General features: G+C 70.3%; 17 protein-coding genes. 4 read left to right on the top strand and 13 right to left on the bottom strand.

Annotated elements, in window-relative coordinates:
* Positions 1-153: 153 nt before the first annotated feature.
* The 4 genes from ACZ6KY_RS06435 to ACZ6KY_RS06420 all read right to left on the bottom strand — a co-directional run bounded on the left by ACZ6KY_RS06435 (position 154) and on the right by ACZ6KY_RS06420 (position 3,536).
* Entirely contained in the window at positions 154-1,251 is a 1,098-nt protein-coding gene (locus ACZ6KY_RS06435) for a YlbL family protein (protein WP_469309178.1), read from the bottom strand.
* Positions 1,252-1,458: 207 nt separating this feature from the next.
* Positions 1,459-1,644 carry a hypothetical protein gene (locus ACZ6KY_RS06430; RefSeq protein ID WP_469309177.1) on the bottom strand — a complete coding sequence of 62 codons (186 nt, stop codon included), beginning with the start codon at positions 1,642-1,644 and terminating at the stop codon, positions 1,459-1,461.
* Between the two features lie 150 nt (positions 1,645-1,794).
* Positions 1,795-2,256, bottom strand: coding sequence for a molybdenum cofactor biosynthesis protein MoaE (locus ACZ6KY_RS06425; RefSeq protein ID WP_469309176.1), 462 nt, complete (start codon positions 2,254-2,256; stop codon positions 1,795-1,797).
* A 164-nt stretch (positions 2,257-2,420) separates the two neighbouring features.
* Positions 2,421-3,536, bottom strand: a complete 1,116-nt coding sequence (locus tag ACZ6KY_RS06420; RefSeq protein ID WP_401333085.1) for an SDR family oxidoreductase — start codon at positions 3,534-3,536, stop codon at positions 2,421-2,423.
* A gap of 190 nt (positions 3,537-3,726) precedes the next feature.
* Between ACZ6KY_RS06420 and ACZ6KY_RS06415 the strand changes: the two genes are divergently transcribed.
* Positions 3,727-5,190 carry a zinc-dependent metalloprotease gene (locus ACZ6KY_RS06415; protein WP_469309175.1) on the top strand — a complete coding sequence of 488 codons (1,464 nt, stop codon included), beginning with the start codon at positions 3,727-3,729 and terminating at the stop codon, positions 5,188-5,190.
* Complete coding sequence (locus ACZ6KY_RS06410) at positions 5,187-5,708, top strand: NUDIX hydrolase (RefSeq protein ID WP_469309174.1); 522 nt, start codon at positions 5,187-5,189, stop codon at positions 5,706-5,708. The genes ACZ6KY_RS06415 and ACZ6KY_RS06410 overlap by 4 nt, the downstream gene beginning before the upstream one ends.
* A gap of 96 nt (positions 5,709-5,804) precedes the next feature.
* Here the strand turns inward: ACZ6KY_RS06410 and ACZ6KY_RS06405 are convergent, their stop codons facing one another.
* The 4 genes from ACZ6KY_RS06405 to ACZ6KY_RS06390 all read right to left on the bottom strand — a co-directional run bounded on the left by ACZ6KY_RS06405 (position 5,805) and on the right by ACZ6KY_RS06390 (position 9,625).
* Positions 5,805-6,560 (bottom strand): AIM24 family protein, encoded by a 756-nt coding sequence (locus ACZ6KY_RS06405; protein WP_469309173.1) that lies wholly within the window; start codon positions 6,558-6,560, stop codon positions 5,805-5,807.
* Positions 6,561-6,576: 16 nt separating this feature from the next.
* Positions 6,577-7,257: an AIM24 family protein gene (locus tag ACZ6KY_RS06400; protein ID WP_469309172.1), complete on the bottom strand. Its 681-nt coding sequence runs from the start codon at positions 7,255-7,257 to the stop codon at positions 6,577-6,579.
* Between the two features lie 11 nt (positions 7,258-7,268).
* Positions 7,269-8,903, bottom strand: coding sequence for a TerD family protein (locus ACZ6KY_RS06395; RefSeq protein ID WP_469309171.1), 1,635 nt, complete (start codon positions 8,901-8,903; stop codon positions 7,269-7,271).
* 125 nt (positions 8,904-9,028) lie between these two features.
* On the bottom strand, positions 9,029-9,625 hold the full coding sequence (locus ACZ6KY_RS06390) for a M48 metallopeptidase family protein (protein ID WP_469309170.1): 597 nt from the start codon (positions 9,623-9,625) through the stop codon (positions 9,029-9,031).
* Between the two features lie 217 nt (positions 9,626-9,842).
* Between ACZ6KY_RS06390 and ACZ6KY_RS06385 the strand changes: the two genes are divergently transcribed.
* Together ACZ6KY_RS06385 and ACZ6KY_RS06380 are read left to right on the top strand one after the other, a co-directional pair.
* The gene (locus tag ACZ6KY_RS06385) at positions 9,843-11,033 is read left to right on the top strand and encodes a TOMM precursor leader peptide-binding protein (RefSeq protein ID WP_469309169.1); all 1,191 of its coding nucleotides are present in this window, start codon (positions 9,843-9,845) and stop codon (positions 11,031-11,033) included.
* Entirely contained in the window at positions 11,026-12,402 is a 1,377-nt protein-coding gene (locus ACZ6KY_RS06380; protein ID WP_469309168.1) for an ABC1 kinase family protein, read from the top strand. Before ACZ6KY_RS06385 ends, ACZ6KY_RS06380 begins: the two co-directional genes overlap by 8 nt.
* Positions 12,403-12,516: 114 nt before the next feature.
* On the opposite strand, the gene ACZ6KY_RS06375 is transcribed toward ACZ6KY_RS06380, so the two are convergent.
* The 5 genes from ACZ6KY_RS06375 to ACZ6KY_RS06355 all read right to left on the bottom strand — a co-directional run bounded on the left by ACZ6KY_RS06375 (position 12,517) and on the right by ACZ6KY_RS06355 (position 16,422).
* Positions 12,517-12,741 (bottom strand): hypothetical protein, encoded by a 225-nt coding sequence (locus ACZ6KY_RS06375; RefSeq protein ID WP_469309167.1) that lies wholly within the window; start codon positions 12,739-12,741, stop codon positions 12,517-12,519.
* 130 nt (positions 12,742-12,871) lie between these two features.
* Positions 12,872-13,195: a hypothetical protein gene (locus ACZ6KY_RS06370; RefSeq protein ID WP_401333068.1), complete on the bottom strand. Its 324-nt coding sequence runs from the start codon at positions 13,193-13,195 to the stop codon at positions 12,872-12,874.
* Entirely contained in the window at positions 13,192-13,560 is a 369-nt protein-coding gene (locus ACZ6KY_RS06365; protein ID WP_028802016.1) for a WhiB family transcriptional regulator, read from the bottom strand. The genes ACZ6KY_RS06370 and ACZ6KY_RS06365 overlap by 4 nt, the downstream gene beginning before the upstream one ends.
* A 175-nt stretch (positions 13,561-13,735) precedes the next feature.
* Positions 13,736-14,062 (bottom strand): hypothetical protein, encoded by a 327-nt coding sequence (locus ACZ6KY_RS06360; protein ID WP_469309166.1) that lies wholly within the window; start codon positions 14,060-14,062, stop codon positions 13,736-13,738.
* A 164-nt stretch (positions 14,063-14,226) separates the two neighbouring features.
* Complete coding sequence (locus ACZ6KY_RS06355; RefSeq protein ID WP_469309165.1) at positions 14,227-16,422, bottom strand: ATP-dependent DNA helicase UvrD2; 2,196 nt, start codon at positions 16,420-16,422, stop codon at positions 14,227-14,229.
* Positions 16,423-16,513 lie beyond the last annotated feature (91 nt).

The raw sequence follows: 16,513 nt of genomic DNA, 5'->3' as shown, positions 1-16,513 counted from the left end.
GCTTCATTATGGTCGGGGAGAGGGTAGGGCTATAGCCCCGCCACACCCTCTCCCCCCCCCCCCCCCCCCCCCCCCCCCCCCCTCCCCCCTCCCTCCCCCCCCCCCCCCCCCCCCCCCCCCCCCCCCCCCCCGGCCACGGACGAGCGGTGTCCGTCAGCCCTTGGTGGTGCACTTCGGCAGGTCGGAGGTCCGGCCCGCGCTGATGTCCTTGAGGGCCTTCATCGCGTCGTCGATGGTGTTGACCTTGACGAGTGTGAGCCCGCCGGGAGTGTCCTCGGCGGCGGCGGCGCAGTTGTCCTTGGGCGTCAGGAAGTACTGGGCGCCCTTGTTGCGCGCGCCGACGGTCTTCATGTCGATGCCGCCGATCGGGCCGACCTTGCCGTTGTCGTCGATCGTGCCGGTGCCGGCCACGAACTTGCCTCCGGTGAGGTTCCCCGGGGTGAGCTTGTCCACGATGCCGAGCGAGAACATCAGGCCCGCGCTCGGGCCACCGACATCGGCGAGCTTGATGTCGACGGTGAACGGGAACGTGTGGTCGGTCCCGGCCGAGATCCCGACGATGGCACGATCGGTGCCGCTGTCGTCGGACTTGGCCGTGGTGAGCGTCACATCCTTGGTCGCGGTCGCCGTCGTGTTCTCCTTCACCGCGGCGGCCTGCTCCTTGGCGGGCACGACCCTGAACACGACCTTCTCGCCGGGCTTGTGCTTGGTGACCAGCTTCGCGACGTCGTCGGGCGCCTTCACGACCGTGCCGTCGACGGCCTTGATGACATCACCGGCGTGCAGCCGTCCTTCGGACGGGGAACCCTTGACGACGGTGGAGACGATCACCCAGGACTTCACCGGGATGCCCAGCTCCTTCAGGGCGGACACCTTGGCGCTCTCCTGGGACTGGCTGAACTCCTCGGCGTTCTCCTGCGTCGACTGCTGCTCGGTCTTGCCGTCCGGGTAGAGCGTGTCGTGCGGCACGATCTTGCTGTCGTGCGCCAGCCACCCGTACACGGCCTCGACGAGGTTCATGTTGTAGTCGGCGCTGGTGACCCGGACCGTGGTCATGTTCAGGTTCCCGGTCGTCGGGTACGTCTTGCGGCCGGAGATCTGCAGCACCGGCTCGCCGTCGTGGTCACCCAGCGTGTTCACCGTGGGACCCGGTGACATCTCCGAGTACGGCACTTTGATGAACACTCCCGCGCACAGGAGCGCGATCAGGATCAGAGTGGCGGCGAGCATCGTCGCGGTGCGGCGTGGCATGGAACGACAGTACGGGACGGTGCTGTAAGCGCACCGTCGGGGCCGTCCGTACGAGGTGGGGCCGGAGCCCGCCCAAAATGCGCGAATGCCCACTTCCCGGCAGTGATCCAGAACGTTCCGCACGGTTCCGGAGTCGGGCGGGACACCGGACGCCGTCCGCCGCGCACCCGAACGCATCGCGCGGGCACGGGGGACGGACCGTGCGTCCTACGCCGCGTCGGAGTGGGACTTCTCCCGGACGTCGGTCCGCTCCATGGCCTCACGGAAGCGTGTGTATCCAGCGAGCTCGACACCGTCTCCCGCGGCCTTGCGATTCCTTCCGGCCCAACTTCCCCACAAACTGGCACCGATCGCGGCCATCAACGGAATCAGCAACCAGGCAAGCGCCGCCATGTCGACCTCCCAACCCCATGAGCGACCGCAACTGACTGATCAGCAGATTAACCATCCGCACTGTTAACGCTCACGGCAGGGCCCCGGTTACGCAACCGGACGGCAGGTGAGAAGTCGGTCAGTCCTCGGCACCGGGGATTCAGGCCGGTCTCAGCAGGCGCCGACCCACTCCTGCGAGCCGTCGGAGAACCTCTGGTGCTTCCAGATCGGCACCTCGTGCTTGAGATCGTCGATGAGCCTGCGGCAGGCCTCGAAGGCCTCGCCCCGGTGCGGGCACGACACGGCGACAATGACGGCCAGGTCCCCGACGCGCAGGTCACCCACCCGGTGAACGGCGGCCAGCGCCCGCACCGGATAGGCGGCGGCCACCTTCTCCGCGACCCGGCGCATCTCCGCCTCGGCACTGGGGTGGCACGAGTACCCGAGCTCGTCGACGTCGGCGCCTCCGTCGTGATTCCGCACGGTCCCCACGAACAACGCGGTCCCCCCGGCGGCGTCGTCCCCCACGGCCTTGAAGACCTCGTCAAGGGAGAGCGGTTCGTCACGGATCGCGAGCAGCCGGATCGGATCCCGCGCGGCCCGCTCACCGGGATGGTCATAGGTAGGTGCCATGTCTCCATCGTGCCGCACCCCGCCGGCACCGTGGAATACGGCTTTCACCCGGCACACGCGCGTACCACTTGGAGCCTCCTCCATGCCCCTCTCAACCTCACGAGCCCAATCCCCGGCAGACGCGGGAGCCTCACTTCCGGCGCGAGCCCGGCACGGGCCCGGTGTCAGATCCTGCGCCGGGCCTTTCGTGCCCGCCGTACCACCGCTGCCGCGCCGAGCAGGGCCACCGTCGCGCCGGCCGCGCCCGCCGCGGTCGCGTCCTTGCGGCCCAGCCGACGGCCGGCCACCGTGTGCCGCCCGGCCACCTCCTCCAGCAGCTCCGCCAGGACCTCCTCGTTGGTCCAGCGCGGCCGCCAGCCGGCGTCGTGCAGCCGGCTCCCGCTCACCACCCAGGGGTACATCGTGTAGGCGAGATCCCCGGCGGGCGACGGAGTGAGCCCGATCCGGTGAAGCCGGGCGGCGGCGCCCAGCGCGACCGCGGACGGCAGCTCCATCCGCCGGATCCCGCTCAGCTCCTCCACCTCCTCCTGCTCCAGCCACCCGTCGCACCCGACGGCCAGCTCGCCCTCGACCTTCTCGACGACCGCGTACTCCAGCGCACTGCACAGATCCTCGACGTGGCAGAACTGCCAGGCGGGCCTCGACCCCGCCACGACCAGCAGCCGGGGAGACTCGAAATACCTGGTCAGCGCGGTGTCCGTACCACCGCCGACAAGCACCCCCGGCCGTACGACGGTCACGTTCAGGCCTGGGTGCGCCCGCGGCGCGCGGCGCGCGAGCCGCTCGATCTCCAAAAGGTCACCGACGCCCGTCGCCTCGGCGGTCGCCCGCAGTTCGGCGTCCTCGGAGAGGGGCAGTTCGTTGTCGGGCAGCGCCCCGTAGACCATCGCCGACGTGCACAGCACGACCCGGTGGACCCCCGCCGCCGCGGCGGCGGTGAGCACGGTCTGCGTCCCCCGGACGTTGTAAGCGGTCCGGGCCGCCGCGTCCGTCTCCAGATCGAGGTCGAGCGCCAGATGGACCACGACGTCCGCCCCGCGCAGCTTTTCGGCGATCGCCGGGTCCCGGACGTCCAGGATGTGCCACTGCGCTTCGGCGCACTCGCCGCGCCGCTCGTCGATGGCGACGACCTGCTTGATCTCCTCGCTGGCGGCCAGCCGCTCGGTGAGCAGCGCGCCCACACCGGCCGCGGCGCCGGTGACCGCGACGACGGGGCCGCGCGAGGCTGGGCTGGTTGAGTGGTTTCGCGCTGCGCGAACCTGCGGATCTGGGGAACTCACCGGGCGTCTCCAGCGGTTGTCTTCAGTAATGGACGCGTGTGACGCGCCCCTACCAGGTGGCATCCATCCTGCCGCAGGCGACGAGTCGGCGAAGCACCGAGGCCCGATCGGGTTCTGGTGTCTACGCTGGGTGGTGTTGTGGGCAGCCGCCGTCGGAACGAACCGGCGGCCTTACCAGCCGAGGAATCCCGTGAGTGACACCCCATTCGGATTCGGCCTTCCGCCGGAGGAGCCGGAGAACGGCGACGAGGGCAAGAAGAAGGACCAGCAGAGCGGTGGTGGTCAGGGACCGTTCGGTTTCGGGCCGCCCGGAGCCGGTGGCCCCGGCGCCGACAATCCGCTCGCAGCCATGTTCGGTTCGATGAACCCCAACGACCTGGGCGCCGCGTTCCAGCAACTGGGCCAGATGCTCTCGTACGAGGGCGGTCCGGTGAATTGGGACATGGCCAAGCAGATCGCCCGGCAGACGGTCGCCCAGGGCGCCTCTGACGGCACCAAGGACGCGAGCGTCGGCCCCGCCGAGCGGCTCGCGGTCGAGGAGGCCGTCCGTCTGGCCGATCACTGGCTGGACGACGCGACGTCCCTGCCGTCCGGTGCCGCCTCCGCGCTGGCGTGGAGCCGCGCGGAGTGGGTCGAGGCGACCCTTCCCGTGTGGAAGGAACTCGTCGACCCGGTCGCCGAGCGGGTCGGCGCGGCCATGGGCGACGTGCTGCCCGAGGAGATGCAGGCCATGGCGGGCCCGCTGATCGGCATGATGCGCTCGATGGGCGGCGCCATGTTCGGTACGCAGATCGGGCAGGCCGTGGGCGTGCTCGCGGGCGAGGTCGTCGGTTCGACCGACATCGGTCTGCCGCTCGGTCCGGTCGGCAAGGCCGCGCTGCTGCCGCTGAACATCGAGTCGTTCGGCAAGGACCTGAGCGTCCCCCAGGAAGAGGTGCGGCTCTACCTCGCCCTGCGCGAGGCCGCCCACCAGCGCCTCTTCGCGCACGTGCCGTGGCTGCGCTCGCACCTGTTCGGCGCGGTCGAGGGGTACGCGCGCGGGATCAAGGTCGACACCGCGAAGCTGGAGGACGTCGTCGGCCAGTTCGACCCGCAGAACCCGGAGGAGCTGCAGCAGGCACTCCAGCAGGGCATGTTCCAGCCGGAGGACACGCCGGAGCAGAAGGCTGCGCTGGCCCGCCTGGAGACGGCGCTCGCACTGGTCGAGGGCTGGGTGGACGCGGTCGTCCACTCGGCGGCCAAACCGCGCCTGTCGTCGGCCGACGCGCTGCGCGAGACGCTGCGCCGCCGCCGCGCCACGGGCGGTCCGGCCGAGCAGACGTTCGCCACGCTGATCGGTCTGGAGCTGCGCCCGCGCCGGCTGCGGGACGCCTCGCGCCTGTGGGCCTCGCTCACCGACGCGCGCGGTGTGGACGGCCGGGACGGTCTGTGGGCCCACCCGGACATGCTGCCGACGGCGTCCGACCTGGACGACCCGGACGGCTTCGTGCACCGCGAGCACATGGACTTCTCCGAGCTCGACAAGATGCTCGGTGAGGCCGCGAGCGGCGCCCACGAGAAGCCGAACCTGAAGAAGGCCGACGACTCCAAGGACTCCGACAAGGGCGGCGGGGACTCCGACAAGGGCGACGGCAAGGGCGACGACACCGAGTGAGCCTGTACGACGACGCGGTCCTCGTACTGAAGAGGTACGAGGGCCAGGAAGAACTGCGCCAGGTCTATCTGGACCACCTGTCCGGGCACCCGGACGGGATGTGGAAGTCGTGCCACGCCGGGCACCTCACGGCGAGCGCTCTGGTGATCGACCCGTCGCGCGGCCGCGTCCTGCTGACACTGCACCGCAAGCTCCGGATGTGGCTGCAGATGGGCGGGCACTGTGAGCCGGGCGACTCGGCCCTGGCCGACGCGGCCCTGCGCGAGGCGACCGAGGAGTCGGGCATCGAGGGGCTGACCCTCCTGCCCGGCGGCCCCGTGACGCTGGACCGGCACGCCATCCCGGCGCCGTGCCACTGGCATCTGGACGTCCAGTACGCCGCCCTCGCCCCGGCCGACGCCGTCGAGGCCATCAGCGACGAGTCCCTCGACCTGCGCTGGTTCGCGTACGACGAGGTCGCCGAGGTGGCCGACGACTCGGTCGTACGACTGCTGGAAGCGGCCCGCGCACGGCTGTGACCGGCGCGGAGGCGACCAGCGTGTAAGGGGCGACCGCTATGGGCGGTCGCCCCTTACATCTGCTCTCCGGACCGTCGCTTCCCGGACGGTCGAACGTCAGCTCCAGGCGTTGCCCTGGTTCTGCGCGTGCACGCCCTGCTGGCCCATGCCGTACTGGGCGCGCAGTCCCTGGCCGATCGCCGCGTTCTGCGGTGGCAGCAGTTCACTGGGCTGGACGAGCGCGTAACCGCTGCCCATGAAGCTGAGTTCCCAGCCCTCACCGGTGTTGCCGCGGCGCCGCCACACTCCGGAGGAGTGGGTCTGGGCCTGCATCTGCACGCGCAGGCCGGTGGACCACGCGACGATCGCGTCGGCGTCGCAGTTGACGTACCGGTCCGGGGTGACCTGCATCATCAGCGGCGCCCCGGAGGTCACCAGCGCGACCTTGCCGCGCCCTGTGATGTTGAGCTGGTACTTCCCGGAGCCGGAGATGCCGTACTGGCTGTCCACGGCGATGACCTCGTGGTGCAGCCCGGAGTCCATCGCCAGCACATAGCTGCTGTCGACGGTGAGGCCGTCCTGGTCCACGTCGAGAATGTGCACGTGCTGGCCGAGGTTCGCGAGGTAGACCGTGCCCTGCCCGTGGCAGCGCATCAGGTCGAGGCCCTCACCGGTGTACGCACGCGCGCGGTGCTGGCTGGTGTTCTGGTACTCGGCGTCGAACTCGACGAGACCCTGGTACGCGACCATGGTGCCCTTGCGGGCGAGGATGTCGTCGTGGCCCTCCAGGACGACGCGCAGCATCTGCTCGTTCTGCAGGCTGTAGCGGTCCTGGGTCTGCTGCTCGTTGTAGCCGAAAAGCGGGCTCTGCATGATGTCCTGCTCCCCCTCAGCCCCGGACTCGGAGGCGGTCGGTGCTGTCCTCGCTGGGCTGGACGACGACGATGCCCTGCCCGGAGAACGCCATCTGGAACGCCTCGCCGCTGCCGCGTCCGATCAGCGACTGCGCCTTGAAGCTGCGCTTGCCCTTCACCTTGAGGTTCGGGGACCAGGCGACGAGCGCGTCCGGGTCGACGTACGTCTCGTCCTCACCGCCGCCGCAGTCGACGACGATCGGGGTGCCCCTGGAGGTCAGCGCGACCCAGCCCTGACCGGAGATCTTGGTGTTCCACAGACCCTGTCCGGCGAACTTGGCGAGCCCCTTCACGCGCTCGACACCCCAGGTGAGGTGGGCGTCGAAGGCGAGCAGATTCGTCGCGTTGACGGAGATCGCGTCCCCGTTGAGGTTGATGACGACGACGTTCGCCCCGTAGTCGGCGAGATAGAGCAGACCGTCTCCGGAGCACTTCATGAGGGGGGCGCCCTCGCCGGTCATCCAGTCGCGCGCGATCTGGCGTACGGCGGGCGGGTTGGGTTCGTACTGGACGAACCCTTCGTAGGCGACCATCGACCCCACGCGCGCGAGGAGGTCGTTTCCGGTCTGCATGGCGACCTTCAGCATGTGGCTGCCGTGGTTCTCCATGCGCGCGGTGACGGGTGCCGGGGCAAAGCCCGCGAGTGGCTGGTTCATGACGGGCTCCCTCAGACCTCGTACGGCTGGACGACGACGAAATTGCCTGGCGCGGCACGGAACTGGAGGTTCACGCTCTCGCCGGTGTCGCCGGGGTAGGCGTTCCGGCGCATCCTCACCTGGCTGGAGACGATCACCTGAGCCGCGGCGGACCAGGCGACTACGGCGTTGCAGTCGGCGAACGTGGTGGGGGTCACCGGCAGGACGACAGGGGCGCCGTGCGTCTTGACGACGATGGTGCCCGTCCCCTGGAACTGCATCGTGAACAGGGCGCCCCCGGGGATGCCGTGCCCCTCGATGCGGCGGACCTCGTACTGGAGGGACTCGTCGAAGGCGAGGACGTTCTCCGCGGAGACGCAGATCGCGTCCCCCTGGAGCTCGATCGGGTGCACATGGGTGGCGTTCTCGGCGAAGAACACCTGGCCCTGACCGGTGCAGCGCATCAGCTGCATCTCCTGGCCGGTCGCGCTGCCCACGAGCCGGCCGGCGAATCCGGCGCCCTTGTAGCCGAAGTCGACCTTGCCCTGGTACAGCACCATGCTGCCCTGACGGGCCAGCACGGGCTGACCGCCGATACCGAGATCGACGCGGATGAGCTTCTTGTTCTGCGGTGTCCACCGCTGACCGGTGGGCGTCTCCTTGAAGAGCCCCAGCGCGGCGGACACACCGGCCCCGCCCTGCGGGGCGCCCTGGGGCGCGCCGTAGGGGGAGGGAGCGCCGGGCTGACCCGGGTACGGCGCGGGTGCCTGGCCCGGGATCTGGCCGTACTGCGGCTGCTGGCCGTATCCGGGGGGTGCGGTCGGGGGCTGCTGACCGTATCCGGGAGGAGCGGGCGGCGGCGGCTGGCCATAGCCGGGCGGCGGACCTGGCGGACCGGGCGGCTGTCCGTACGGCGCGGGGCCCGGCGGCGCGACGGCGCCACCCGGAGGGGTGTGCAGAGGTGCCACGATCGTGGGGGCGCCGTGCACGGAGGGCGCGGGCATCGGAGCGTGCGGCGTGGCACCGGGCGGCGCGAAACCCTGCGCGGGTGCCGGAGCCGGCACCGCCGGCGCGCCGAACGCGGGCGGGGCGAAGGACGGCGCGGCGCCGGGCTGCGGCTGCGGGGCGGCGGGTGTCTCCTCGGCGACCTCGCCGCCGAAGTTCTTCAGCAGCGCTTCGAGACCGCCGTCGAAGCCCTGTCCCACAGCGGCGAACCGCCATACGTCCTTGAGGTAGAAGTCGCCCAGCATCACGGCGCGTTCGGTGGAGAACTCGGCACCGCTGAACGCGTACCGGGCCACCTCCTCACCCCCCGCGACGACGCGGAGGTATCCGGGAGCGATCTGCGACATCTGTCCGGCGCCGTCGATCGTCGCCGTGAAGGCCAGCTTCTGGATCTGCGCCGGAATCCGGTCGAGGGTGACCCGGAAGGACTCCGTGTCGCCCGACTGCTTGCCGAGCAGCTGAATGGACTCCTCGGGGGACTTCGGCTGGTTGAAGAAGACGAAGTACCGGTCGTCCGAAAGCCGTTCGTCGGCGTCCAGACCGAAGCAGCTGATGTCGAAGGTGAGTCCGGGGCCGGTGATCTGCACACCTACGTACAGATCGGTGCCCGCGGTGAGGTCACTGATCTTGGCCTTGTGGCCGCGTTGGAATTCCCTGGCCATGCGTAACGACCGTCCCCCATCCCGAATACGAGTGCGTCGCGTCAGGCTAACGGCAAAGTCCGGAAGTGGACGAAGCCGGTACAGACCCGGTACACAATCACATCCGTGGAGGGGCCGGCCCGCCCCTACTCGTCGCGCGCTGTCGGGAGGTGGGGCAGCCGGTCGGCGGCGACGACGCCTTCGAGATAGCCGCGAGCGCGCTCGGTACGCGGATAGGCCTCCAGGAGGCGCCAGAAGCGCGGCCCGTGGCCGGGTACGAGCAGATGGGCGAGCTCGTGGAGGAGGACGTAGTCGACGACGTACTCGGGCATGCCCTGCAGCCGGTGCGACAGACGGATGCTGCCCTCGGCGGGGGTGCAGGAGCCCCAGCGGGTGTTCTGGTTGGTGACCCAGCGCACCGACGAGGGCCGTGCGCGACCGTCGAAGTAATGGGCCGACAGCCGCTCGGCGCGTTCCGCCAGCTCGGTGTCGCCGAGCACCCGTTTGCTTTCCTGGGCGGCCAGCTTGTCGAGCATGACGGTCACCCAGCGCTGTTCCTCCGCCTCGGACATGCGGGCGGGGATGAGCACGACGGTGCGATCGCCCTCGCGGTACGCGGAGACGGTTCTGCGCCGTCGGGCACTCCTGCGGACCTCGATCGCGCTCGCCCCCGAACCGCTCGGCGGCGGGCTCGTCGTGCTGCGCTGTGGTTTTGCGGCGCTGTGCAGTGGGTCGGCGGGCACGCCCCGACGTTACCTGCTGCACATGGGGGAAGTCCCGCCCCCTGGACGGTTCGATGCCGATCCGCACTCTGCGCGTTTGATTTGTGCGACGAACGGTGCCACCTGTGGACAACTTTCGGCGGGGGTCCGCGGGGACGGGCATGCTGGCATTCGGTCCGCGCTGCGGGAGTGCGCCGCGGACATACGGGGACGTACTACGGGTCTACGGGGGTAGGTCATGCATCCGATCGTGAAGCCCGCTCTGCGGCGCGGCTGGCGGGATCTCAACACGGTGCAGTTCGGAATGGCGACGGCGCACGCGATGGTGCTGGGCCCGATGGACACGGCGACCGGCAGCTTCCTCGAACTGCTCGACGGGACACGCGGAATGCCGCTGTTGCGCGAGCAGGGACGGGAGATGGGACTGCCCGACGGTCATGTCGACGGACTGGTGGACCGGCTGGCCCGGTCGGGCCTGCTCGACGACACGACCGGAGGCGGCCCGGCCGCGGTCGCGTTGCGCGAGAAGAAGGAGGTCATGGACCGACTGCGGTCCGACGTCGCCTCCCTCTCCCTCGTCGCCCCCGAGCCCGGCGGGGCGGTCAAGCGTCTGGCCGCCCGCCGCTGCCTGCGCGTACAGGTGCGGGGCGCCGGCCGGGTGGGGGTCATCCTGGCCGCGCTCCTCGCGGGCGCCGGCGTGGGCGAGGTCGAGGTGCGTGACCTCGGCCGCGTCGAGCCGTGGGACGTGGCGCCGGGCGGACTTCCCGTCGAGTCCATCGGCGAGCGCAGGGAGGACGCCGCCCGTCGGGCGGTGCGCCGAGCCGCCCCGGACCGTCCGCCCCGCACCTCCTCCAGGGAGAAGGAGGGGGAGGAGACACGCGGACTGTCGCTCGTGATCCTGGCTCCCCGGGACGGTCTCGCCGTCCACGCGCCGGACCCCACGTCGACCGAGAGCCTTATCACCTCAGGCACACCCCACCTCTACGCCGGGGTCGTCGAGGCGACCGGAGTCGTGGGGCCCCTGGTCCTGCCGGGCGACACCGGCTGCGCGGGCTGTCTGGACCAGCGGCGCGCCGACCGGGATCCGACCTGGCCGCGCATGGTCGCGCAGTGGCGTTCCGGGCGGCAGCGCCGGGTGGCCGCGTGCGACCTCGCCCTGGCCGCTGCGGTCGCCGGGCTCGCCGCGAGCCACGCGCTCGCCTTCCTGGACGGAGATCTGCCCTCCAGCACGGGCGCCCGCTGGGAGGCGTCTCTCCCCGGATGCGACTGGCACGCGACGCCGGTCTGGGCGCATCCCGCCTGCTCCTGCGGCACCGCGGAGAAAACAAAAGGTGGGCGGACCCCCGAGGACGGCGAAACGCACGAGACAATGGCAGAGCAACAGCCGCACGCGGCACGGCCTGCTGGGACCTGGAGGGCGCATGTCTGATCTTCCCCGGAAGGCAGTCACCCGTACTGCCAAACTGGCCGCGCTGCCGCTCGGCTTCGCCGGGCGTGCGACCTGGGGACTCGGGAAGCGGATCGGCGGGAAGTCGGCGGAGATCGTGGGCCGCGAGCTTCAGCAGCGCACGGCCGAGCAGCTCTTCAAGGTGCTCGGGGAGCTGAAGGGCGGTGCTATGAAGTTCGGGCAGGCACTGTCCGTATTCGAGTCGGCACTGCCGGAAGAGGTCGCGGGCCCCTATCGGGCGGCGCTGACGAAACTCCAGGAAGCGGCACCCCCCATGCCGACACGCACGGTCCACTCGGTGCTGGAGGAGCGGCTCGGCGCGGACTGGACCGAGCTGTTCGTCGAATTCGAGGACAAGCCGTCGGCGGCGGCCTCGATCGGTCAGGTGCACCGGGCGGTGTGGCACGACGGCCGTGAGGTCGCCGTCAAGGTGCAGTATCCAGGGGCGGGCGAGGCACTGCTGTCCGACCTGACCCAACTCGGCCGATTCGCCCGGCTCCTGGGTCCCCTGATCCCGGGTATGGACATCAAGCCGCTCATCACGGAGCTGCGCGACCGGGTCTCCGAGGAGCTCGACTACGGCCTGGAGGCGCAGGCCCAGGCAGCGCACGCCGAGGAGTTCGCGGGCGACCCGGACGTCATGGTGCCTGCGGTGGTCCACCAGTGCGAGCAGGTCCTGGTGACCGAGTGGATCGACGGGGTGCCGCTGTCGGAGGTGATCACCGGCGGTACACAGGAGCAGCGGGACCGCGCCGGTCAGCTGCTGGCCCGCTTCCTCTTCTCGGGCCCCGCCCGCACCGGCCTGCTGCACGCCGATCCGCACCCGGGCAATTTCCGTCTCCTGCCGGACGAGAAGAGCGGCTGGCGTCTGGGCGTCCTGGACTTCGGCACGGTGGACCGGCTTCCCGGCGGCCTGCCCCAGCCGATCGGCGATTCCCTCCGTATGACCCTGGACGGTGACGCCGATTCGGTCTACGAACTGCTCCGTGAGGAAGGCTTCGTCAAGGAGTCGATAGACCTCGAACCCGACGCGGTCCTGGACTATCTGCTGCCGATCATCGAACCGGCCCAGGCGGACGCGTTCACCTTCACCCGGGGCTGGATGCGCAGCCAGGCCGCCCGCATCGCCGACCCGCGCTCCCCCGCTCACCAGTTGGGCAGGCAGCTGAACCTGCCGCCGGCGTACCTCCTGATACACCGGGTGACCCTCAGCACCATAGGTGTCCTGTGCCAGCTCGGCGCGACGGTCCGCCTGCGCGACGAACTGGAGGAATGGCTGCCGGGGTTCATGCTGGAGGAGGAGCTGGAGGACGAGGAGTTGGGCGAAGAGGTGTCGGCCGCCGAGGCATGAGCCCGCACCACGGCACGGTCCGCACCCGCACCCGCGGGTCGGACAGTCCTCGAAGCGGGATGGGCGCCGGCGGTCGTCGAATCGGGCTGCGGGCCGACCGGTGCTGAACCGGCTCTACCACCAGGACGAGTCGAGACGGCCCTCGATCGCTCTGAGGTTGCCGCGGGCGCAGTTGTCACAGAAGTAGTAGCGGGTGCCGTTCTCGACGGAACAGGTCCACATCGGCCGGGGACCATCGGCCGGTGTGCCGCAGAGGGCGCACACGATCTTCTGGGCTTCGCCCGTATCGGACCCGGGTGTGGAGCCGGGGCTGTCACTGTCTTCGGGAAGACTCGTCACTCGGGCGACGATATCGCCGCGATCGGTGGTTCGACCGGTGCAACGCACCGCGGGGGCCGGTCCGTTCGGACCGGCCCCCGCCAGATTCAATGCCTGAGACTGCAACGGCTGCTACGACGACGTACGTCGATTACTGCATGACCGCCATGGCCAGCGCGCGCCGGGCTCGCATCGAAGCGCGCTCGGCCCTGCGCTGCATGCGGCGAGCGGTCGCCAGGCGCACAGCCCGGCGCTCCCGCTCGGCCTGGTGCAGTCGCTCGTGCATATGCGCACGAGCCAAGGCTTCTGGGATGAGTTGCATCTCTCGGGTCCTGTTCTGACGCGAGTCGTTCGCGCCGGTGGTGGTGAAGTCTGGGGTCGCGGAGCCCGCGGGCTCGCTCGTGGACGGCTTCATCGGGGCCTGCTTCTTGGGGTCGTGCGTCAGGGGGCGGTCGATCGTTCCTCGGATGTTCATGCCGCAACCGGGTTCTTGCGCGGGCGGCCACGCGGCCGCTTGCGGGCCACGACAACACCCTGGACGAAGAGCTCGCCACCCCAGACGCCCCAGGGCTCACGCCGCTCCTTGGCGCCGGCGAGGCAGGCCTCCATCAGCGGGCAGGTGCGGCAGAGAGACTTGGCGTACTCGACGTCGGCCGGCGACTCGGCGAAGAAGACCTCCGGGTCGTAGGAACGGCAGGGGACGGGTACGCCGAGGTTCTCGATGGCGTCGTCGAGCGCGGTGAGCGCAGTGAGCGGGATCAAGGTGGAGTCCTCCGTGAGGCCGGGCGGGGGGATCGTTTCGGAAGGCGGTACGGACGGGGCGTGCGCTTCGAGTTGCACGGTTCGTCTTCCTCGTCTGGTCGTGCCGGCCGGGTTGGCCGGTTGGCGGCTGGTACCGGGTTCTTTTCTTGTCCCGAGGCCCCTTCGCTCTGCCGTCCCCGGTCGGGGACAAACAGAAGGGCCGCGGATCCCGGGTGGGGTTCCGCGGCCCTGAAGGCGCCGGCCTGATCGTGAATCAGGCTGGATCACTCCAGGGTTCAGGCCCACGGAAGGCCCACATCGTGTGGTGCTGCTGCTCCTGCTTCAGGGATCCGGCACCGGCTGCCGCAAAGGCATAGGCATGTGCCTCTGCCACTACTGCTGCTTCCAGTGCCTGTGTCGGTCGCTCATTGCGCTCACTGACGGGAAGACCCGCGAGAGACACGGAGGACGCCGACCGGACGACAGGAATGCCGGACAGACCGGTGCCCAGGTTCGAGACGCCGAGCATGCACGTGGAGACGACGACCGAGCGATCGGTCATTTTCACGGTGTTGATGAAGCTGGTGTTGATGCTGATCACTGGAATCGCCTCCTCTCGGCGTCTTGGGGGACCGGTGCGAGCCGGTCCGACGGTTATTAAGTACAGCACGGAACCAGGGCCTTGGAGAAGGCCGCTGCTGCCGTGGTTAAGAACCTATGGGGATTGCTGGGGCATGCGCAAACTATTTTTCCGACGAGTTTGAATCAATCACCCTCTCCGCCCCCTCCAACCTCCCGACCTGCGCAGATGGCCAGAACGTCGGCTCCGAAGCGGTTGAGTTTGCGCACGCCGACCCCGGGGATCCGGGCCAGCTCGCCCTCGTCGTCCGGCGCGGTCTCCGCGATCGCCATCAGCGTCTTGTCGGTGAAGACGCAGAACGCGGGCTGCCCGCTGCGCTGCGCCTGTACCGCGCGCCACTCGCGCAGCCGCTCGTAGAGACCCTCGTCCATGTCGGAGGGGCAGCCCTCGCAGCGCATCAGCTTCATCTCACCGGCGTCGGTGAGGGTGCGGCCGCAGACCCGGCAGCGTGCGGGGCTGCGGCTCGTGCGCCGTACGGCGGTGACGCCGCTGCTTCCGGCGCCGCGCTCGATGCCGCCCGAGGCTCCGCCACCGCCGCGGCCCGCCGTGGCGACCGAGCCGGGGCGCAGCCCGTCGAGGAACCGGCTGGGACGTCGGCCCGCGCGGCCGCCGGGCGAGCGGGCGAGCGCCCAGGAGACGAAGAGGCGCTCCCTGGCGCGGGTGACACCGACGTAGAGAAGGCGGCGCTCCTCCTCGATCTGCTCGTCGGTCTTTGCGTAGGTGATCGGCATCATGCCCTCGGCTACACCGACCAGGAAGACGACGTCCCACTCCAGTCCCTTGGCTGAGTGCAGGGAGGCGAGGGTGACGCCCTGCACGGTCGGGGCGTGCTGGGCGCTCGCGCGTTCGTCGAGCTCGGCCACCAGGTCGCCGAGCGTCGCGCCGGGCTTGGCGGTCGCAAAGTCCTGCGCGAGGTGCACCAGGGCGGCCAGCGACTCCCAGCGCTCTCTGACAGCGCCGGAGCCGGCCGGGGGATTGCTGGTCCAGCCCTCGCCCGAGAGCACCGCTCGGACCTGCGAGGGCAGGTCGACGACATCGTCGAGCAGCGAGTCGTTGCCGCCGAAGCGGGCTGCGGCGCGCAGGGCCGAGCCCGCCTTGCGCACCTCGGGGCGGTCGAAGAACCGCTCGGCGCCGCGCAGTTGGTAGGGCACACCGGCGTCGGCGAGAGCCTGTTCGTAGGTCTCGGACTGGGAGTTCGTGCGGAACAGAATGGCGATCTCACCGGCGGGAACGCCCGCGGCGACGAGGTCGCGGATGCGTCGGGCGGCGCCCTCGGCCTCGGCGGGCTCGTCCGTGTACTCGGCGTAGACGGGCTCGGCGCCCGGGGGCCGCTGGGAGATCAGTTCGAGGCGGTGCTCGGCGGCCCGGCCGCGGGCCTGGGAGAGCAGACCGTTGGCGAGATGGACGACCTGGGGCGAGGAGCGGTAGTCGCGGACGAGCTTGACGACGGTGGCTCCGGGGTGGCGGGTCCGGAAGTCGAGAAGGTGGTCGGGGGTTGCACCGGTGAACGAGTAGATCGTCTGGCTGGCGTCACCGACCACGCAGAGGTTGTCCCGCTCGCCGAGCCACAGCTCCAGAAGGCGCTGCTGGAGCGGGCTGACGTCCTGGTACTCGTCGACCACGAAGTGCTGGTACTGGGAGCGGACCTGCTCGGCGATGTCGTGCCGGTCCTGCAGGATGGCGACCGTCAGCAGCAGGACGTCCTCGAAGTCGATGACGGCGCGGTCGCGCTTGAGGTCCTCGTACGCGGAGTAGATCTTGGCGGTCTCGGCCGGGTCCCGGGGGGCTTCGCGTCCGGCGCGGGCGGCGGCAGCGGCGTAGTCGGCGGGGATGGTCTGGGTGACCTTGCACCACTCGATCTCGCCGGTGACGTCCCGCAGCTCTCCTCGGTCGAGGCGGATGTGGCAGGCGGCCGCCGCGTCCGCGACGAGCTGGATCTTGCGGTCCACGAGCCTGGGCAGACTGCCACCGACAGCTTTCGGCCAGAAGTACTGGAGCTGACGCAGGGCGGCGGAGTGGAAGGTGCGGGCCTGGACTCCTCCGGCGCCGAGCTGGCGCAGCCGGCCGCGCATCTCGCCCGCGGCCCGGTTGGTGAAGGTGACCGCGAGCACGCTGGAGGGCTGGAGAATCCCCGCGCGCACCCCGTAGGCGATGCGGTGGGTGATCGCCCGTGTCTTGCCCGTACCGGCTCCCGCCAGCACGCACACCGGACCGTGCAGGGCGGTGGCGACCTCGCGCTGCTCGGGGTCGAGCCCGTCGAGCACCGCGTCGGCCGTGTCCGGAACCTGCGGGAAGAGGGTGGAGTGCGTTGCTGCTGTCACCCCGCCATGCTGCCAGGTCGGCGGAGACAGGTGAGCCGGTTGTCCACAGGGAGGCGCCTGCAGTCGTACGAATGCGGCAAGCGTCACGTCC

This window comes from Streptomyces sp. NPDC042002, from assembly GCF_055588305.1.
Note: the sequence above shows the minus strand (reverse complement) of the source record. Positions and strands in the feature narration are given on the sequence as shown.